At 52.6% G+C, this 18626-nt stretch carries 18 protein-coding genes; 15 read left to right on the forward strand and 3 right to left on the reverse strand.

Annotation, left to right across the window (positions count from 1 at the left end; genetic code table 11):
- Positions 1–448: 448 nt before the first annotated feature.
- Complete coding sequence (rluC, locus tag E0L21_RS17625) at positions 449–1402, forward strand: 23S rRNA pseudouridine(955/2504/2580) synthase RluC (RefSeq protein WP_131411763.1); 954 nt, start codon at positions 449–451, stop codon at positions 1400–1402.
- 41 nt (positions 1403–1443) lie between these two features.
- On the opposite strand, the gene E0L21_RS17630 is transcribed toward rluC, so the two are convergent.
- The gene (locus tag E0L21_RS17630) at positions 1444–2595 is read right to left on the reverse strand and encodes a dienelactone hydrolase family protein (RefSeq protein WP_131411765.1); all 1152 of its coding nucleotides are present in this window, start codon (positions 2593–2595) and stop codon (positions 1444–1446) included.
- 85 nt (positions 2596–2680) lie between these two features.
- Complete coding sequence (locus E0L21_RS17635; protein ID WP_131411767.1) at positions 2681–3265, reverse strand: Maf family protein; 585 nt, start codon at positions 3263–3265, stop codon at positions 2681–2683.
- A gap of 141 nt (positions 3266–3406) precedes the next feature.
- Here E0L21_RS17635 and yceD point away from each other — a divergent pair, with 141 nt between their 5' ends.
- The 14 genes from yceD (at position 3407) to ptsG (ending at position 15783) form a co-directional block, all read left to right on the forward strand.
- Complete coding sequence (gene yceD / locus E0L21_RS17640) at positions 3407–3928, forward strand: 23S rRNA accumulation protein YceD (RefSeq protein WP_065368743.1); 522 nt, start codon at positions 3407–3409, stop codon at positions 3926–3928.
- 16 nt (positions 3929–3944) lie between these two features.
- Positions 3945–4118 carry a 50S ribosomal protein L32 gene (gene rpmF / locus E0L21_RS17645; RefSeq protein WP_007374494.1) on the forward strand — a complete coding sequence of 58 codons (174 nt, stop codon included), beginning with the start codon at positions 3945–3947 and terminating at the stop codon, positions 4116–4118.
- A 79-nt stretch (positions 4119–4197) separates the two neighbouring features.
- Positions 4198–5286: a phosphate acyltransferase PlsX gene (plsX, locus tag E0L21_RS17650; RefSeq protein ID WP_131411769.1), complete on the forward strand. Its 1089-nt coding sequence runs from the start codon at positions 4198–4200 to the stop codon at positions 5284–5286.
- A gap of 6 nt (positions 5287–5292) precedes the next feature.
- Positions 5293–6246, forward strand: coding sequence for a beta-ketoacyl-ACP synthase III (locus E0L21_RS17655; protein WP_020457448.1), 954 nt, complete (start codon positions 5293–5295; stop codon positions 6244–6246).
- 16 nt (positions 6247–6262) lie between these two features.
- A complete protein-coding gene (gene fabD / locus E0L21_RS17660; protein WP_131411771.1) occupies positions 6263–7192 on the forward strand; it encodes an ACP S-malonyltransferase in 930 nt (309 codons plus the stop codon).
- 11 nt (positions 7193–7203) lie between these two features.
- Positions 7204–7938 (forward strand): 3-oxoacyl-ACP reductase FabG, encoded by a 735-nt coding sequence (fabG, locus tag E0L21_RS17665; RefSeq protein WP_131411773.1) that lies wholly within the window; start codon positions 7204–7206, stop codon positions 7936–7938.
- A gap of 154 nt (positions 7939–8092) precedes the next feature.
- The gene (gene acpP / locus E0L21_RS17670; protein ID WP_000103754.1) at positions 8093–8329 is read left to right on the forward strand and encodes an acyl carrier protein; all 237 of its coding nucleotides are present in this window, start codon (positions 8093–8095) and stop codon (positions 8327–8329) included.
- A gap of 91 nt (positions 8330–8420) precedes the next feature.
- Entirely contained in the window at positions 8421–9662 is a 1242-nt protein-coding gene (fabF, locus tag E0L21_RS17675; RefSeq protein WP_131411775.1) for a beta-ketoacyl-ACP synthase II, read from the forward strand.
- Between the two features lie 117 nt (positions 9663–9779).
- Positions 9780–10595, forward strand: a complete 816-nt coding sequence (gene pabC, locus E0L21_RS17680) for an aminodeoxychorismate lyase (protein ID WP_131411777.1) — start codon at positions 9780–9782, stop codon at positions 10593–10595.
- Entirely contained in the window at positions 10592–11614 is a 1023-nt protein-coding gene (yceG, locus tag E0L21_RS17685; RefSeq protein WP_131411779.1) for a cell division protein YceG, read from the forward strand. Before pabC ends, yceG begins: the two co-directional genes overlap by 4 nt.
- Positions 11604–12245 carry a dTMP kinase gene (gene tmk / locus E0L21_RS17690; RefSeq protein ID WP_131411781.1) on the forward strand — a complete coding sequence of 214 codons (642 nt, stop codon included), beginning with the start codon at positions 11604–11606 and terminating at the stop codon, positions 12243–12245. Before yceG ends, tmk begins: the two co-directional genes overlap by 11 nt.
- A complete protein-coding gene (holB, locus tag E0L21_RS17695; RefSeq protein WP_131411783.1) occupies positions 12242–13246 on the forward strand; it encodes a DNA polymerase III subunit delta' in 1005 nt (334 codons plus the stop codon). The genes tmk and holB overlap by 4 nt, the downstream gene beginning before the upstream one ends.
- 9 nt (positions 13247–13255) lie before the next feature.
- Complete coding sequence (locus tag E0L21_RS17700; RefSeq protein WP_131411785.1) at positions 13256–14050, forward strand: metal-dependent hydrolase; 795 nt, start codon at positions 13256–13258, stop codon at positions 14048–14050.
- 299 nt (positions 14051–14349) lie between these two features.
- The gene (gene ptsG / locus E0L21_RS17705) at positions 14350–15783 is read left to right on the forward strand and encodes a PTS glucose transporter subunit IIBC (RefSeq protein ID WP_131411787.1); all 1434 of its coding nucleotides are present in this window, start codon (positions 14350–14352) and stop codon (positions 15781–15783) included.
- Positions 15784–16328: 545 nt separating this feature from the next.
- On the opposite strand, the gene fhuE is transcribed toward ptsG, so the two are convergent.
- Positions 16329–18542 carry a ferric-rhodotorulic acid/ferric-coprogen receptor FhuE gene (fhuE, locus tag E0L21_RS17710; RefSeq protein ID WP_131411789.1) on the reverse strand — a complete coding sequence of 738 codons (2214 nt, stop codon included), beginning with the start codon at positions 18540–18542 and terminating at the stop codon, positions 16329–16331.
- Positions 18543–18626: the final 84 nt, after the last annotated feature.

Raw genomic sequence — 18626 nt, forward strand, 5'->3', positions numbered from 1 at the left:
AGAGGCGCAGTGTGTCGGTTGCCTGTGTTTCCTGTGGAAAACACAGCGCAATTATCAGGGGAACAGCCTGGGAAAAACTCTCCAGAGAAGATTCCATCTACCGGTAAGGACTGCAACCCGCAGCCCGCTAACTGCCTGAAAGTTCAATACGTCTTACGCCATTGCTGCGTGTATGATCGGACAGGCAAAACTGGTCATTCCGCTCATTTACTTGTTTTAACAAGATTCAACACGGAAAACCGCAACATTATTCCCTGCGAACCCTGTTATAGCAAGCTGACTTTTACCATTTATCACCCGGTTACTCACAGTTTTTTCACCTTTGCCCGGAGATTGGTTTAATAACCGCCGAATCAACTGTGTAAAACGAAGTTACCGAGTCAATTGTAAATATAAGCATAGAAAAATGAGTGGCGCTAATTAGCGTGGCTATTTAGAATCGCCTCCCATGAAAACTGAGACACCATCCGTAAAATTTGTTGCTATTACCGCTGATGAAGCGGGGCAACGTATCGATAATTTTTTGCGTACCCAGCTCAAAGGGGTACCTAAAAGCATGATTTACCGCATCCTGCGCAAGGGTGAAGTGCGGGTGAATAAAAAACGCGTGAAACCGGAATATAAACTGGAAGCAGGGGATGAAATCCGTATTCCGCCGGTACGCGTGGCAGAAAAAGAAGAAGAGGCGGTTTCTCCGCATTTACAAAAAGTTGCTCAGCTAACCGACGTCATTCTCTATGAAGATGATCATATCCTGGTACTGAACAAACCCTCGGGTACGGCAGTACATGGCGGTAGTGGGCTGAGCTTTGGCGTGATTGAAGGTTTGCGTGCTTTGCGCCCGGAAGCCCGTTTCCTTGAGCTGGTTCACCGTTTAGATCGTGATACTTCCGGCGTTTTGCTGGTGGCCAAAAAACGTTCCGCGCTGCGTTCGCTGCATGAGCAATTACGCGGTAAAGATATGCAGAAGGATTATCTGGCGCTGGTCCGCGGCCAGTGGCAGTCGCATGTAAAAGTGGTGCAGGCACCTTTGCTGAAAAATATTCTGCAAAGCGGCGAGCGGATAGTGCGGGTTAATAGCGAAGGCAAGCCTTCGGAAACGCGTTTTAAAGTTGAAGAGCGCTACGAATTCGCTACCCTTATGCGATGTAGCCCGGTGACCGGGCGAACGCATCAGATTCGTGTACATACTCAGCATGCTGGTCACCCAATTGCTTTTGACGATCGTTATGGCGATCGCGACTTTGATAAGCAACTGGCGTCGACCGGGCTGTCGCGTCTGTTTCTGCACGCGGCGGCACTCAAGTTCACGCATCCCCATACGGGCGAGACCATGCGTATAGAAGCGCCGCTTGATGAGGCACTCAAACGCTGTTTACAAGTATTACGCAACGCTAAATAATCTTTTCCCCCTCGCATCTGGGAGGGGGAAAGCACAGTTACTTACGGCTTCAGCCACCTGTCGAGCCACGGAAATACTTCGTTTTGCTGTTCCTGATAAAAGACGTGCCCCAGCTCAGGCCAACTTTTCGTCACCAGTTTGTCGTCCGCCTGCTGTGAAGACCAAACCCGATGCACTTTGTCGAAAGCGTCTTTTACCGCTTCTGCCGGGAAAAGCTTGTCTTTGCCACCGCTGAAAATCAGCATCGGCTTCGGTGCGGCAATGCTGGCAATATCCGGAATGTCCATGTGTGCAGGCAAACCGGGATGCAGCATATAAAAAGCAGACTGACCGCGTAACACGTTATTGCCGGGTTGCATCAGGCCGTTATAGGTTCCAAACCACGAAATAACTGCTGTCGCAGCGACTTTTTCGCTCAACGCCGCCAGTTGCCAGGCGCGAAAACCGCCCATTGAGAAACCCAACACGCCAACGCGTTTACTGTCCACACCCGCGTGCGCGGCGATAAAATCGACCGTGCGCATATCTTCATAGGCGACTTCGCCTGCCAGCGAGCGCCCCAGATTGAAGTAGTTGCTGGCCAGCGCCTGTTGCTGCTCATAAACCATCGGGCCACGGTCACCCCATCCGGGGCTGTCGATAGCGATAACCGCATAGCCACGGTTCGCCAGTTCATCGCCAATAAATTTCCCGCTGAAAAATTTGTCAGCCCACGCTTGCGCACTGGCGAGTTTCTCCGCATTACCCCAGGGGCGGATCAGCTTCTCTTTGCCGATATCAAATTTCGAGCCATGATCGTGCAACAGAACGATAGCAGGGTGCGGGCCGGGTGTTTTCGGCATCAATAACAAGGCGGAAATGCGGTTATCATCCGTAATGTTCAGCGAAAGTTTTTCAGCGGTATAGCTGCCGCGATCTTCTTTGGCTATCGAGCGAGGGGAAAAGGATTTAGTGGCGTCTGGGGTGAGCAGGGCGCTGCGAAATAGCTGGCGGCTATGCGATTGCCACTGGTGGAAATCTTTGAAGTTGCCTGATAACCACGAATCGGGATAGCGCATCTGCGCTTTCAGCGTTTGCCAGCTTGCCGGAAGATTGCCTTCAACAACGCCTTCGGTTTGCCACTCATCTTGCGCATAAACATTGGCAGACGCCAACAGTGCAAACATCAGTGGCAACGTACGTAAAATCTTCATCACCTCTCCTTAAATTAAAACGGTGTTTTAATATTGGTGATGAATGTACTGTTTGTCTAAAAAAGAAACTGTGATCGCGAAAGCATTAGCTTAACAAAGGGTTACAATGTTCACGCCGCAGCATCTGGCACAGCGCGATCAGCGGCAAACCGACCAACGTATTAGGATCGCGTCCTTCAAGCCGTTCAAACAGTGCAATACCTAATCCTTCGCTTTTGAAACTACCGGCACAATTCAATGGACGCTCTTTGCGAACATAGTCGTCGATTTCCTGTTCACTCAAGTGGCGAAAATGGACATCGAAGGGATCACATTCCGTTTGCAAATGACCGGTGGCGGAATTAAACAGCGCCAGGCCCGTATAAAAAGTCACAATATTGCCGCTGGCCTTCATTAATTGCTGGCGGGCGTTCTCTTCGGTGTGCGATTTCCCGGTAATTTCGCCGTCAAGCACGCACACCTGATCGGAACCAATAATCAAATGTTGAGGGTATTTTTGCGCCAGTGATTGTGCCTTTTCCTGCGCTAGTCTTAGCACTAAATGTCGAGGCGATTCGCCAGCATGCGGTGTTTCGTTTGTCTGCGGCGCGGCGCATTCGAAGGGTAAACCGATCTTATCGAGTAGAGCGCGGCGGTAGGGCGAAGTGGAAGCGAGAATAATTTGCGACATATTTTTTTCACCAAATATGGCTTAACAATGACAGGCATTTTAAACTGTAGGCCGCAATGTGTGCGAATTATTGGCAAAAGGCAACCGCAGGCTGCCTTTTTCTTTGACTATATGACGTTACAAAGTTAATATGCGCGCCCTATGCAAAAGGTAAAATTACCCCTGACTCTTGATCCGGTTCGCACGGCTCAAAAACGCCTTGATTACGAGGGTATCTATACTCCCGACCAGGCGGAGCGCGTCGCTGAGTCTGTAGTCAGCGTAGACAGTGATGTAGAATGCTCCATGTCGTTCGTTATCGACAATCAGCGCCTTGCCGTATTAACCGGTGATGCAAAGGTAACGGTATCGCTCGAATGTCAGCGTTGCGGGAAACCGTTCACTCATCAGGTCTACACCACGTATTGTTTTAGTCCTGTGCGTTCAGACGAACAGGCTGAAGCACTGCCGGAAGCGTATGAGCCGATTGAGGTTAACGAATTCGGTGAAATCGATCTGCTGGCGCTGGTCGAGGATGAAATCATTCTCTCCCTGCCGGTAGTTCCGGTGCATGATTCTGAACACTGTGAAGTGTCCGAGGCGGACATGGTCTTTGGGGAACTGCCTGATGAAGCGCAGAAACCAAACCCATTTGCCGTATTAGCCAGCTTAAAGCGTAAGTAATTAAGGAGTAAGGTCCATGGCCGTACAACAGAATAAACCAACCCGTTCCAAACGTGGCATGCGTCGTTCCCATGACGCGCTGACCGCAGTCACCAGCCTGTCTGTAGACAAAACTTCTGGTGAAACCCACCTGCGTCACCACATTACCGCCGACGGTTTCTACCGCGGTCGCAAGGTTATCACTAAGTAATCACGCGCAAGCGTGATGAAGCTTAGTGAGGATTTCCCCGCGTAAGCGGGGATAGACCGAACCAGGCTGCGACGATACCTTGACACGTCTAACCCTGGCGTTAGATGTCATGGGGGGAGATTTTGGCCCATCCGTGACAGTGCCTGCAGCTTTGCAGGCACTGAACTCTAATTCTCAACTCAACCTTCTTTTAGTCGGCGATCCCGACGCTATCACGCCATTACTTGCCAAAGCTGATTTCGAGCAACGCTCGCGCTTGCTTATTGTTCCTGCCCAGTCAGTTATTGCCAGTGATGCGCGCGCAGCGCAGGCTATTCGTAGCAGCCGTGGTACTTCTATGCGTATCGCGCTGGAGTTGGTCAAAGAAGGTCGCGCCCAGGCCTGCGTGAGTGCGGGAAACACCGGTGCGCTAATGGGGCTGGCGAAAATGCTGCTCAAACCGATTGACGGAATTGAGCGTCCGGCGCTGGTGACTGTGTTGCCTCATCAACAGAAAGGCAAGACCGTTGTGCTGGATCTCGGGGCAAACGTCGATTGTGACAGCACGATGCTGGCGCAATTTGCCGTGATGGGCGCGGTGATGGCCGAAGAGATCCTCGGTATTGCCAACCCACGTGTGGCGCTACTGAATATTGGCGAAGAAGAAACCAAAGGGCACGATAGCATCCGTGATGCTGCGGCATTATTACGCTCCATGTCCTCAATGAACTACATTGGTTATCTTGAAGCGAACGAATTATTGACCGGCAAAACGGATGTGCTGGTGTGTGACGGTTTTACCGGAAACGTCACATTAAAAACAATGGAAGGTGTTGTCAGAATGTTTCTTTCGCTGCTGAAATCGCAGGGGGAAGGGAAAAAAAGGTCGTGGTGGCTGATTTTATTAAAGCGTTGGTTACAAAAAAGCCTGACAAGGCGATTCAGTCACCTCAACCCCGACCAGTATAATGGCGCCTGTCTGTTAGGATTGCGCGGCACTGTGATTAAGAGTCATGGTGCAGCGAATCAGCGCGCATTTTGCGTGGCAATTGAGCAGGCAGTGCAGGCGGTGCAGCGGCAGGTTCCACAACGGATCGCCGCTCGCCTGGAATCTGTGTATGCACACTCGTCTTCGTCTGCAACGGATGGCGAAAATCAGAGCGTGTGTATATTACCCAAGAGTGACTGAGCGTACATGTATACGAAGATTATTGGTACCGGCAGTTATCTGCCTGAGCAGGTTCGGACAAACGCCGATTTAGAAAAAATGGTGGAGACCTCTGACGAGTGGATTGTCAGTCGTACAGGGATCCGTGAGCGCCGCATCGCCGCTGCAAACGAAACGGTTTCGACCATGGGCTATGAAGCCGCTAAGCGTGCGCTAGAAATGGCAGGCATCGATAACGATCAGATTGGTTTGATCATTGTTGCTACAACCTCTGCAACCCATGCCTTCCCGAGTGCCGCTTGCCAAATCCAGAACATGCTGGAAATCAAAGGCTGCCCGGCATTTGACGTTGCAGCTGCCTGTGCGGGGTTCACCTATGCGCTGAGCATTGCCGATCAATATGTTAAATCCGGTGCGGTGAAACATGCGTTGGTCATTGGTTCTGACGCGCTCGCGCGCACATTAGATCCTGACGATCGCGGTACGATTATTCTATTTGGTGATGGTGCAGGCGCTGTTGTGCTGGGCACTTCTGAAGAGCCAGGCATCATCTCCACACATATGCACGCAGACGGGAGTTACGGTGAGCTGCTGACGCTGCCTAATCTTGATCGTGTGCATCCAGAAAACCCGACCTATCTGACGATGGCGGGTAACGAAGTATTCAAAGTTGCGGTGACAGAGCTGGCGCGTATTGTTGATGAAACATTGACGGCCAATAATCTTGAGCGCAGCGAGCTGGACTGGCTGGTGCCGCATCAGGCTAACTTGCGTATTATCAGCGCGACAGCGAAGAAGCTCGGCATGTCGATGGATAGCGTCGTCGTTACGCTGGACCGCCATGGCAACACCTCCGCAGCTTCCGTTCCCAGCGCGCTTGATGAAGCGGTACGCGACGGACGCATTAAACCGGGGCAACTTGTGCTGCTGGAAGCGTTTGGTGGCGGGTTCACCTGGGGCTCGGCGCTGGTTCGTTTCTGAGTATAAGGATAAAAAAATGACGCAATTTGCTTTTGTGTTCCCGGGACAAGGCTCCCAAACCGTCGGTATGTTAGCTGATATGGCTACGGCTTATCCGGTGATTGAAGAGACATTCGCAGAGGCATCAACTGTCCTGGGTTACGATCTTTGGTCACTGGTGCAACAAGGCCCGGCGGAAGAACTGAACAAAACCTGGCAGACGCAACCGGCGCTGCTGGCTGCTTCTGTCGCGCTGTGGCGCGTATGGCAGCAGCAGGGTGGTAAAACGCCTGCGCTGATGGCGGGGCATAGCCTGGGTGAATACTCTGCATTAGTGTGTGCGGGTGTTATCGCGTTTGCTGATGCGGTTCGCTTGGTTGAACTGCGTGGAAAATTCATGCAGGAAGCCGTGCCGGCGGGTACTGGCGCTATGTCTGCAATTATCGGTCTGGATGATGCGTCTATTGCCAAAGCGTGTGAAGAATCCGCACAAGGGCAGGTTGTCTCTCCGGTGAATTATAATTCGCCAGGCCAGGTTGTTATTGCCGGTCATAAAGAAGCCGTTGAACGCGCAGGTGCTGCTTGCAAAGCCGCAGGTGCCAAACGCGCGCTGCCGCTGCCAGTGAGCGTACCGTCGCACTGTGCGCTGATGAAGCCTGCTGCAGAAAAACTGGCCGCTGAATTAAATAACATTACTTTTAACGCGCCGCAGATTCCGGTTGTAAATAACGTGGATGTGCAGTGTGAAACGACGGCAGAAGCGATTCGCGATGCGCTGGTGCGCCAGTTGTATAGCCCGGTGCAATGGACGAAGAGCGTTGAATTTATGGCGTCGCAGGGCATTGAGCACCTGTATGAAGTTGGCCCGGGTAAAGTCCTCACCGGCCTGACTAAACGTATTGTTGACACCCTGACTGCGTCTGCGCTCAACGAGCCGGCTGCTGTGTCAGAGGCACTTGCGCAATAAAGAGGAAGACCATGAGTTTTGAAGGAAAAATCGCACTAGTAACCGGTGCAAGCCGCGGTATTGGTCGCGCTATTGCTGAAACCCTTGTTGCCCGTGGCGCGAAGGTTATCGGTACGGCGACCAGCGAGAGCGGCGCGCAGGCGATCAGCGACTATTTAGGTGCAAACGGCAAAGGTTTGCTGCTGAATGTGACCGATGCTGCATCAATCGAATCTGTTCTGGAAAACATTCGCGCAGAATTTGGCGAGGTTGATATTCTGGTAAATAATGCCGGGATCACCCGTGATAACCTGCTGATGCGCATGAAAGATGATGAGTGGAACGATATTCTCAATACCAATCTTTCATCTGTTTTCCGTCTGTCAAAAGCGGTAATGCGCGCTATGATGAAAAAGCGTCATGGGCGTATTATCACTATCGGTTCTGTGGTTGGTACCATGGGAAATGCTGGTCAGGCCAACTACGCTGCGGCGAAAGCGGGTCTTATCGGTTTCAGTAAATCGCTGGCGCGTGAAGTTGCGTCACGCGGTATTACTGTAAACGTTGTTGCTCCGGGTTTTATTGAAACGGACATGACGCGTGCGCTGTCTGATGATCAGCGTGCGGGTATTCTGGCACAGGTTCCTGCGGGTCGCCTTGGCGGTGCTCAGGAAATCGCCAGTGCGGTTGCATTTTTAGCCTCTGACGAGGCAGGTTACATCACTGGTGAAACCCTGCACGTCAATGGCGGAATGTATATGGTTTAACCACGATGAAAATTATTTGCGTTATTAGGGCGAAAGGCCTCAAAATAGCGTAAAATCGTGGTAAGAACTGCCGGGATTTAGTTGCAAATTTTTCAACATTTTATACACTACGAAAACCATCGCGAAAGCGAGTTTTGATAGGAAATTTAAGAGTATGAGCACTATCGAAGAACGCGTTAAGAAAATTATCGGCGAACAGCTGGGCGTTAAGCAGGAAGAAGTTACCAACAATGCTTCCTTCGTTGAAGACCTGGGCGCTGATTCTCTTGACACCGTTGAGCTGGTAATGGCTCTGGAAGAAGAGTTTGATACTGAGATTCCGGACGAAGAAGCTGAGAAAATCACCACCGTTCAGGCTGCCATTGATTACATCAACGGCCACCAGGCGTAAGTGAACATCTCCAGGCGGTCATTCGACCGCCTGAGTTTTATCTGTAGTTATCCCACGAATCTCTTTTTTTATCCCTCCCTGGAGGACAAACGTGTCTAAGCGTCGTGTAGTTGTGACCGGACTTGGCATGTTGTCTCCTGTCGGCAATACCGTAGAGTCTACCTGGAAAGCTCTCCTTGCCGGTCAGAGTGGCATCAGCCTGATCGACCATTTCGATACTAGCGCCTATGCAACCAAATTTGCTGGCTTAGTAAAGGATTTTAACTGTGAAGACATCATCTCGCGTAAAGAACAGCGCAAGATGGATGACTTCATTCAATATGGAATTGTGGCTGGCGTTCAGGCCATGCAGGATTCCGGCCTTGAAGTCACAGAAGAGAACGCATCCCGTATTGGCGCAGCGATTGGTTCTGGTATCGGCGGCCTCGGCCTGATCGAAGAAAACCACAGTTCCCTCGCCAAGGGTGGGCCGCGTAAAATCAGTCCGTTCTTTGTACCATCAACGATTGTTAACATGGTGGCGGGTCATCTGACTATCATGTTCGGTTTGCAAGGCCCGAGTATTTCCATTGCGACAGCGTGTACCTCTGGTGTGCATAACATCGGTCACGCGGCGCGTATCATTGCCTACGGCGATGCCGACGCAATGCTGGCCGGCGGCGCAGAAAAAGCCAGTACGCCTTTAGGCGTTGGTGGCTTTGGTGCAGCGCGCGCGCTATCTACCCGCAATGATAACCCGCAGGCGGCAAGCCGTCCGTGGGACAAAGAGCGTGACGGCTTTGTTCTCGGCGATGGCGCTGGCATCATCATGCTGGAAGAGTATGAGCATGCGAAAAAGCGTGGCGCGAAAATTTATGCTGAAATTGTCGGCTTTGGTATGAGCAGCGATGCTTATCATATGACGTCTCCGCCGGAAAACGGCGCGGGTGCTGCAAAGGCGATGGTTAATGCCCTGCGTGATGCCGGCATCACCCCTGGTCAGATTGGCTATGTTAATGCGCACGGTACGTCCACGCCGGCGGGCGATATGGCAGAAACACAGGCAGTGAAATCGGTCTTTGGCGACGCGGCTCGCACAGTAATGGTTAGCTCGACCAAATCGATGACCGGCCATCTGTTGGGTGCAGCAGGCGCAGTAGAATCTATCTACTCGATCCTCGCCCTGCGCGATCAGGCCGTTCCACCGACCATCAACCTGGATAACCCGGATGAAGGTTGCGATCTGGATTTTGTGCCGCATGTTGCACGCCAGGTGAGCGGCATGGAGTACACCCTGTGTAACTCCTTCGGTTTCGGTGGCACCAACGGCTCGCTGATCTTCAAGAAAGTCTGATCATTGCGCTGTGTACTGAAGGCCCGCTTGTCGGGCCTTTTCTATTCGGGTTTATCCCCTTGTCCTGCGCTTTTCATCCTGCCAAACTGTCCGGCCAGACGTATAAAGGAGCGCTCTATGTTCTTGATTAATGGTAAAGAGCAGCAATGGCTGGCCGCTAATGATCGGGCGACGCAATTTGGCGATGGTTGTTTTACCACCGCGCGCATCCTTGAAGGACAAATACAGTTTCTCGATGCGCATCTTCAGCGCTTGCGTCTCGCCTGTAAACGGCTCCAGATCTCTTATCTCGAGTGGGACATACTGGCGCGGGAAATGGCGTACCTTGCTAGAGAAAAAGAAGAGGGTGTGTTGAAAGTTATTCTCAGCCGTGGCACTGGCGGACGAGGGTATAGCGCAGCAGGTTGTGAAACGCCGATGCGGATAGTGTCGGTATCAGCAAGCCCTGCGTATTACGCTCGTTGGCGGCGGGAAGGGGTAACACTGGCGCTGAGTGATATTTGCCTCGGGCGCAACCCGATGCTCGCCGGGATCAAACACCTTAACCGCCTGGAGCAGGTATTGATTCGTACCGGGCTTGAGCAGACCTCTGCCGATGAAGCGCTGGTGCTGGATAGTGAAGGCTGGTTGATTGAATGTTGTGCTGCCAATATCTTCTGGCGGCAGGGTGCGAAAGTCTTTACACCGCGTGTGGATCAGGCCGGTGTTGACGGCATTATGCGTCAATATTGTTTGCGCCAACTGACAACATCTGCTTTTGAGGTTGTCGAAGTCAATGCGCGGCACGATGTGCTGATGCTGGCCGACGAAGTCATTATTTGTAACGCGTTGATGCCGGTTGTTCCCGTCCGCCAATGGGCGGAACAGCATTGGTCAGCGCGCGATTTGTACCATTTTTTAGCCCCCTTGTGTGAGCGCATAAATCCGTCATGAAGAAAATGTTACGCGTAATTCTCCTCCTGTTGGCTTTGCTGGTTATCGCGGCGGGAGCGGGCGTCTGGAAGGTTCGCCAGTTAGCGGATAGCCAGATCCTGATTAAAGATGAAACCATTTTCACACTGCCCGCCGGAACCGGTCGTTTGGCGTTGGGTGAATTGCTGTATCGCGAAAAGGTGATTAATCGCCCGCGCGTGTTTCAATGGCTGCTGCGGCTGGAACCGGATCTTTCACATTTCAAAGCTGGCACCTACCGTTTTACGCCGAAGATGACCGTGCGCGAGATGCTGCAGTTACTGGAGAGCGGTAAAGAAGCGCAATTTCCGCTGCGTCTGGTTGAAGGTATGCGCCTGAGTGATTACCTCAAGCAATTGCGCGATGCACCGTATATTAAGCACACGCTGAAAGATGACGACTACGCCACGGTGGCCCAGGCGCTGAAGCTGGAGCACCCGCAATGGGTTGAAGGCTGGTTCTGGCCCGATACCTGGATGTACACCGCGAATACGACAGACATTGCGTTACTCAAGCGCGCGCATCAGAAAATGTCGCGTGCGGTGGAGCAAGCCTGGGAAGGGCGCATGGAAGGGCTACCGTATAAAGATCAGAACCAACTGGTAACAATGGCGTCGATTGTCGAAAAAGAGACGGCTGTCGCCAGCGAACGCGATCAGGTGGCCTCCGTCTTTATTAACCGCTTGCGCATCGGGATGCGGCTGCAAACCGATCCGACGGTTATCTACGGGATGGGCGCGCGTTATAATGGTAAGCTGTCGCGCGCCGATCTGGAAACGCCGACTGACTATAACACCTATGTGATTAGCGGCTTGCCGCCTGGCCCTATCGCTACACCCGGTGAGGCCTCGCTGAAAGCGGCGGCGCATCCGGCGAAGACGCCGTATCTCTATTTTGTCGCTGATGGTCAAGGTGGGCATACATTTAATACCAATCTCGCCAGCCATAACCGGGCAGTGCAGGACTACCTGAAAGTACTTAAGGAAAAAAATGGGCAGTAAATACATCGTTATCGAAGGGCTTGAAGGCGCAGGGAAAACCACGGCGCGTGATGTCATCGTTGAGACGCTGCAAGAGCTTGGCGTCGGTGAAATGGTGTTTACGCGGGAGCCGGGGGGGACGCTGTTGGCGGAAAAATTGCGCAGCCTGGTGCTGGATATCCGTTCCGTTGGTGATGAAGTGATCACAGATAAGGCCGAAGTTCTGATGTTTTACGCCGCCCGGGTTCAACTTGTGGAAACTGTCATTAAACCTGCACTTGCGCGTGGTTGCTGGGTGATCGGCGATCGTCATGATCTCTCTACACAGGCGTACCAGGGCGGTGGACGAGGCATTGACCAAACCATGTTGGCCACGCTGCGCGATGCCGTGCTGGGGGATTTTCGCCCCGATTTGACGCTCTACCTGGATGTCACACCAGAAGTCGGTCTGAAACGTGCGCGTGCGCGTGGCGAGTTGGATCGTATTGAACAAGAGTCGCTGGATTTCTTCAACCGTACCCGTGCGCGTTATCTGGAACTGGCTGCGCAAGATGAACGTATTCGCACCGTTGATGCTACTCAACCGCTGGAAAAAGTGATTGCCGACATCCGCCAGACAGTGACAGCCTGGGTGCAGGAGCAGGGCGCATGAAATGGTATCCGTGGCTACGCCCCGATTTTGAGCAACTGGTTGCTAGTTATCAGATCGGTCGTGGGCACCACGCGTTGCTGATCCACGCCCTGCCGGGGATGGGTGAAGATGCGTTGATTTACGCCATCAGCCGTTTCTTGCTATGCCAGACACCCGAAGGGCATAAAAGCTGCGGTCACTGCCGAGGCTGCCAGCTTATGCAGGCTGGAACACATCCTGATTACTATGCTCTTGCACCGGAAAAAGGGAAATCCGCGCTTGGCATTGATGCGGTACGCGAAGTGAATGAAAAGCTTTATGAGCATGCGCGGCTGGGCGGTGCAAAAGTAGTGTGGATCCAGGATGCCGCATTATTGACCGACGCTGCCGCCAACGCTTTGCTGAAGACGTTGGAAGAACCTCCCGCGCGCACCTGGTTCTTCCTTGGGTGTCGGGAACCGGCAAGATTATTAGCGACGTTGCGCAGCCGCTGTCGCTTGCATCACCTTGCGCCACCCGCAGAAAACTACGCCTGCAGCTGGCTTGCGCGGGAAGTCACCGCGTCGCAAGAGACAATTCTGACCGCATTACGTTTGTGTGCCGGTTCGCCTGGTGCGGCAGAAGCGCTGCTTCAGGACGATGTTTGGGCGCAACGGCAGACGCTGTGCCAGGCGACAGACACGGCGCTCAATAACGGTGACTGGTTGGCTATGTTCCCGACGCTGAACCACGACAAAGTGGCTGAGCGTTTACAGTGGCTCTCTGCGTTGCTTCTTGATGCATTGAAAATGCAGCAAGGCGCGACGTTGCTCAGTAACGTTGATGCTTTAGCGTTGGTAGAAAAGCTGGCGCGCCAGGTGCAAGCGTCAACGCTGCACGCGCAGCTGCATGCTATTTTTACCTGTCGTGAACAGTTGCTTAGTGTGGTCGGGGTTAACCGCGAGTTGTTGCTGACCGATCTATTGTTAACGCTGGAACGTTACCAGCAAACAGGCGTAACGCTTCCTGTATCCCATCTGTAAGAGAACATTATGTTTTTAGTTGATTCGCACTGCCACCTCGATGGCTTGGATTACCACTCTTTGCACAAAGATGTTGATGATGTGCTGGCGAAAGCTGCCGCGCGCGATGTGAAGTTTTGTCTGGCGGTTGCCACGACGTTACCGGGTTATCGCGCAATGCGTGCGCTGGTGGGTGAGCGCCCGAATGTGGTCTTTTCCTGCGGTGTGCATCCGCTGAACCAGGATGAAGAGTACGACGTTGAAACGCTGCGCCAACTGGCGGCGGAAGAGGGTGTTGTGGCGATGGGAGAAACCGGGCTGGACTATTTTTATACGCCAGAAACTAAGCTCCGCCAGCAGGAGTCCTTACGTCACCATATCCGCATTGGCCGTGAATTGAACAAGCCAGTGATTGTACACACGCGCGATGCGCGGGCCGATACGCTCGCGATTTTGCAGGAAGAGCGAGTGATGGATTGCGGCGGAGTGTTGCACTGTTTTACCGAAGATCGCGAAACGGCGGGGAAGCTACTGGATATGGGCTTTTACATCTCTTTTTCGGGTATCGTCACGTTCCGCAACGCAGAGCAACTGCGTGATGCGGCACGTTATATTCCGCTCGATCGTTTACTGGTCGAAACCGATTCGCCTTATCTCGCCCCGGTGCCACATCGCGGCAAAGAGAACCAGCCAGCGATGACCCGTGATGTGGCGGAATATATGGCGGTGCTGAAAGGTGTTTCTGTCGAAGAGCTGGCTCAACAAACGACACAGAACTTTGGCCATTTGTTTCATATCGAGCCATCCCGCCTGCAATCTGCCTGATCTGTCAGCTTATTTTAGTACTCGTAATTAATAAACGATCGGAGTAAAGTTCACCGCCATAAAAAAGGCGGTGGCGGTCGTTTTTCATACGGAAGCTGCCACCTTTTGTAAATCAGTGTGAGTTTCGCGACTGACGCTAGCTGAAACGTGATAGCCGTCAAACAAACTTTTACTGATTTATTTTACTCTGTGTAATAAATAAAGGGCGCTTAGATGCCCTTCCCACGGCGCGGTTCTCCCCCCTCGCCAATGCGTGAAAACGTAGAAAAAAGCACTAATACTCAGGAGCACTCTCAATTATGTTTAAGAATGCATTTGCTAACCTGCAGAAGGTCGGTAAATCGCTGATGCTGCCAGTATCCGTACTGCCTATCGCAGGTATCCTGCTGGGCGTCGGTTCTGCAAACTTCAGCTGGCTGCCAGAAGTGGTTTCCCACGTTATGGCCGAAGCGGGCGGTTCCGTTTTTGCTAACATGCCGTTGATCTTCGCTATCGGTGTTGCGCTTGGCTTCACCAATAACGACGGCGTTTCGGCTCTGGCCTCAGTTGTTGCCTACGGCATCATGGTGAAAACCATGGCAGTGGTTGCGCCTCTGGTTCTGCATTTACCTGCTGAAGAAATTGCCGCAAAACACCTGGCTGATACCGGTGTGCTGGGCGGTATTATCTCCGGTGCGATTGCCGCGTATATGTTTAACCGCTTCTATCGCATCAAGCTGCCTGAGTATCTGGGCTTCTTCGCTGGTAAACGTTTTGTGCCGATCATCTCCGGTCTGATAGCGATTTTCACCGGCGTGATCCTCTCCTTTATTTGGCCGCCGATCGGTACTGCGATTCAGACCTTCTCCCAGTGGGCCGCTTATCAGAACCCGGTTGTGGCGTTCGGTATCTACGGCTTCATTGAACGTTGCCTGGTGCCGTTTGGTCTGCACCATATCTGGAACGTACCTTTCCAGATGCAGATTGGTGAGTTCACCAACGCGGCAGGCCAGGTGTTCCATGGCGATATCCCGCGTTATATGGCGGGTGACCCGACTGCGGGTAAACTGTCTGGCGGCTTCCTGTTTAAAATGTACGGTCTGCCGGCTGCTGCTATCGCTATCTGGCACTCTGCCAAACCGGAAAACCGCGCCAAAGTGGGCGGTATCATGATCTCCGCAGCGCTGACCTCGTTCCTGACCGGTATCACCGAGCCGATCGAGTTCTCCTTCATGTTCGTTGCGCCGATCCTGTACGTTATCCACGCGATTCTGGCAGGCCTGGCATTCCCGATCTGTATCCTGCTGGGTATGCGTGACGGTACGTCGTTCTCTCACGGTCTGATTGACTTCATCGTGCTGAGCGGTAACAGCAGCAAACTGTGGCTATTCCCGATTGTCGGTGCGGGTTATGCGGTGGTCTACTACACCATCTTCCGCGTGCTGATCAAAGCGCTGGATCTGAAAACCCCGGGTCGTGAAGACACCACTGAAGAGAGCAAAGCTGGTGTTACCAGTGAAATGGCTCCGGCTCTGGTTACTGCGTTCGGCGGTAAAGAGAACATCACCAACCTGGATGCGTGCATCACGCGTCTGCGTGTCAGCGTGGCTGACGTAGCGAAAGTGGATCAGGCTGGCCTGAAGAAACTGGGTGCTGCGGGTGTGGTTGTTGCTGGCTCCGGTGTGCAGGCAATTTTCGGTACGAAGTCCGATAACCTGAAAACCGAAATGGATGAGTACATCCGTAGCAACTAAGCCATAGTCTGGGGAGACTGAGGGAGCCTGATGGCTCCCTTTTTTATTGCCCACTTAAAACCACGTTCTGTGGATCGGGTCAGCAACAGGTTTTGCCTCCGGAATTAAATTTCACGGGACAGGCAGAAGCTTCTTTTTCAGAATTTCGGTCTGCCCTTCCAGGCGCCATCAGTGTTGCCTTTGATAACGGCGAATTTTCACTGTTCTGAAAGAACAGAGGAAGAACGTCAAACACCACCACCACCAACAGATCGTGTGCCATTAACCGGCCTGCCCCGGCAAACTCGCTGTTTTGTCACAGAAGCGTTCCACAAACTCACGCCCGATTTAGCGATAAACGCCTGAAGGTAAGCAAACCGTAAGCGTCTGCCATAAGAGCTTCGCTGGTGCTGACTGAGGTGTTGGAAACTGAGCTGTTGCATGCAATGGCGGTTTGAAAGGGATTTCCAGGATATCGCCACACAGGTTTTGGAAAACATAATCTGTAAAGCATAAAAAAGCCCGCCAGTAAGATGGCGGGCTTTTCTGGCGCTCGGCTTTAACCCCTAGAAGCTGTAGCTGGCGCTCACGGAGACGTTACGCGGCGCACCGTACACACCGTAAGTGCCCAGATAGTCGTAATACTCTTTATCGAACACATTGTTCAGGTTGGCCTGGATGGCGAAGTTTTTGGTTGCCTGGTAGCGAGTGAAGAGATCAACCACGGTATAACCGCTCTGTGTAATGCGCATGTCACTGCTCGGGCCTTTGATCTCCTGCCAGGTTTTATTCTGCCAGCGCGCACCACCACCAATGGAGAGTTCCGGTAACATCGGCAATTGATAACGTGTGAACAATTTCATCGTGGTCCGCGCTTGTTCTGGGTTAACGGCCACACCGTCGCCATCTTCAGCCATAAAACGACTGGCACCAAAGGTGAGCTGTAAGTTGTCAGTGAGGGCACCATTCAACTCAAACTCAATGCCTTTGCTTACGGTGCCATTGACGGATTTATATGCTGTCTGGCCGCCGGAATTCGGAATGTACTCGCCTGTCGATACCGCAACGTGATCCTGCTCGGTACGGAACACCGCCAGGGTCGCCGTCAGACGAGTGTTGTACCAGTCACCCTTGATCCCGGCTTCGTAGCTTTTACCGGTGGTAGGTTCAAGAAATTCACTGTTGATATCACGCTGGCTGGACGGTTCGAAAATAGAGGTGTAGCTGCCGTACACCGACCAGGTGTCATCAATGTCATAAATCAGGCCAGCGTAGGGCGTAACGTCATCGGACTTGCTGTTACGGATTTCATCCGGCTTACGTTCCAGATTATATTTTGCGGTCCATTCGGTATAACGCGCGCCGAGGATCAGGTGCAGCGGATCGGCTAAAGAGATACGGGTTGCCGCATACAGTGATTTCTGGCGGATCACATCGCGCTGGTAGAGCGCCCAGTCAGACCAGCTCGGGTCGGCCAGCGTGTTACCGTTATATTTATGAATGTTGCCGACATCCATCAGGCCGGAATTGTCATTAACCGGATATGCGTTGTCATAATTGTTGCGCTGGCGGCTGTAGCTACCGCCGAACATTACTTCGTGCTGGCGACCAAACAAATCGTACCCACCGCGCACAAACGCATCAATGGAGTCTTGTTTGCGCTCGCCACGGTTCCAGCCGCCCCATGCGCCTTGCCACTGCGAGGCATCATACAGACCGGTGGTTTTATCCGGGTAACCGTCGATATACATCAGCTTGCTGTCGAAGTTTGTTTCCGCATGCATGGCGTTAACTTTCGCCTCCCAGCCGTTGTCAAAACGTTGAGTCAGGTTGGCGAAAATTTTTGAAGAATCGACATTAGAGTAAGCCCAGTCAGCCGCCGTATTGAAACCACGGCGGAAATGCGTGCGGCTGCCGTCACTATACAGCGATGGGAAGCCGCCCCAGGTCGGACTGTCTTCTTCGCTTTCCTGATAGTCGTAACCGAGAGAAAGGGTGGTGGAGTCGGTGATATCCGCATCCACTACGCCCGTAATAAATTTTTTGCGGTAGTGGTTACGTTCAACCCATGAATCTTTATCCTGGTAACCCGTGATGACCCGGCCGCGCACGTTGCCGGATTCGGTCAGCGGTGCTTGCAGATCCAGGACATAGCGCTGGTTGTCCCAACTGCCATAAGTCGCGGTAGCCGTTCCTTTGAACTCTTTGCTGTCGGCATGTTTACGTACCATATTGACGTAAGCTGAGGGATTACCTGCCCCACTCATCAGACCGGCCGCGCCACGCACCACTTCAATCTTATCGTAAATGGCGGTGTCGCCTGCGGTATCACCAAAATTCCAGCGGTTATCAAGGAATGTTGGCATATCTTCATAAGCAAAGTTACTGACGAAAAAGCCACGCGCGAAGAAGTTCGTGCGGTGAGTATCAATGCGCGATGCGCTGACGCCAATCGTATTATCCAGCACTTGTTCGATCGTATTTAACTGCTGATCCTGCATACGCTGCTGGCTGACCACACTTACTGATTGCGGGATGTCGCGCGGAACCAGTAACAGCTTGGTGCCTGTGGTGGTGGTTTTCACGCTGTAGTCTTGCGCCTGGCTGTCAGCGGTGCTCAATGCCGCACCATCAACCACAACCGTCTCTTCAGATACGGCGGCGGTATCTGTCGCAAACGCAACAGAGGGGACTAAAGCCATGGCAATGCAGGCGGCAAGCAGCGACGGTGTGGCGGCTAACGGACGCGCTTCGCCCCTGGCGTGATGAGTGAAAGACATGAATAAACCCTTAATGGTGCGTTAGAGGGAAAGCCTTGCCGCGATACGTTGTCGCGTCAGGCGGGTTTTGTAATTCGTCTGGTA

Origin of the sequence: Kosakonia quasisacchari, from assembly GCF_004331415.1 — a bacterium.
Lineage (GTDB): Bacteria > Pseudomonadota > Gammaproteobacteria > Enterobacterales > Enterobacteriaceae > Kosakonia > Kosakonia quasisacchari.

Bases quoted from the DNA above. Each gene is read 5' to 3' on its own strand.
- E0L21_RS17635 (WP_131411767.1), bottom strand. From the start codon at position 3,265: ATGTCGCAAATTATTCTCGCTTCCACTTCGCCCTACCGCCGCGCTCTA.
- ptsG (WP_131411787.1), top strand. From the start codon at position 14,350: ATGTTTAAGAATGCATTTGCTAACCTGCAGAAGGTCGGTAAATCGCTG.
- acpP (WP_000103754.1), top strand. From the start codon at position 8,093: ATGAGCACTATCGAAGAACGCGTTAAGAAAATTATCGGCGAACAGCTG.
- rluC (WP_131411763.1), top strand. From the start codon at position 449: ATGAAAACTGAGACACCATCCGTAAAATTTGTTGCTATTACCGCTGAT.
- rpmF (WP_007374494.1), top strand. From the start codon at position 3,945: ATGGCCGTACAACAGAATAAACCAACCCGTTCCAAACGTGGCATGCGT.
- pabC (WP_131411777.1), top strand. From the start codon at position 9,780: ATGTTCTTGATTAATGGTAAAGAGCAGCAATGGCTGGCCGCTAATGAT.
- E0L21_RS17700 (WP_131411785.1), top strand. From the start codon at position 13,256: ATGTTTTTAGTTGATTCGCACTGCCACCTCGATGGCTTGGATTACCAC.
- fabD (WP_131411771.1), top strand. From the start codon at position 6,263: ATGACGCAATTTGCTTTTGTGTTCCCGGGACAAGGCTCCCAAACCGTC.
- E0L21_RS17630 (WP_131411765.1), bottom strand. From the start codon at position 2,595: ATGAAGATTTTACGTACGTTGCCACTGATGTTTGCACTGTTGGCGTCT.
- fhuE (WP_131411789.1), bottom strand. From the start codon at position 18,542: ATGTCTTTCACTCATCACGCCAGGGGCGAAGCGCGTCCGTTAGCCGCC.
- yceD (WP_065368743.1), top strand. From the start codon at position 3,407: ATGCAAAAGGTAAAATTACCCCTGACTCTTGATCCGGTTCGCACGGCT.
- tmk (WP_131411781.1), top strand. From the start codon at position 11,604: ATGGGCAGTAAATACATCGTTATCGAAGGGCTTGAAGGCGCAGGGAAA.
- fabG (WP_131411773.1), top strand. From the start codon at position 7,204: ATGAGTTTTGAAGGAAAAATCGCACTAGTAACCGGTGCAAGCCGCGGT.
- yceG (WP_131411779.1), top strand. From the start codon at position 10,592: ATGAAGAAAATGTTACGCGTAATTCTCCTCCTGTTGGCTTTGCTGGTT.
- holB (WP_131411783.1), top strand. From the start codon at position 12,242: ATGAAATGGTATCCGTGGCTACGCCCCGATTTTGAGCAACTGGTTGCT.
- E0L21_RS17655 (WP_020457448.1), top strand. From the start codon at position 5,293: ATGTATACGAAGATTATTGGTACCGGCAGTTATCTGCCTGAGCAGGTT.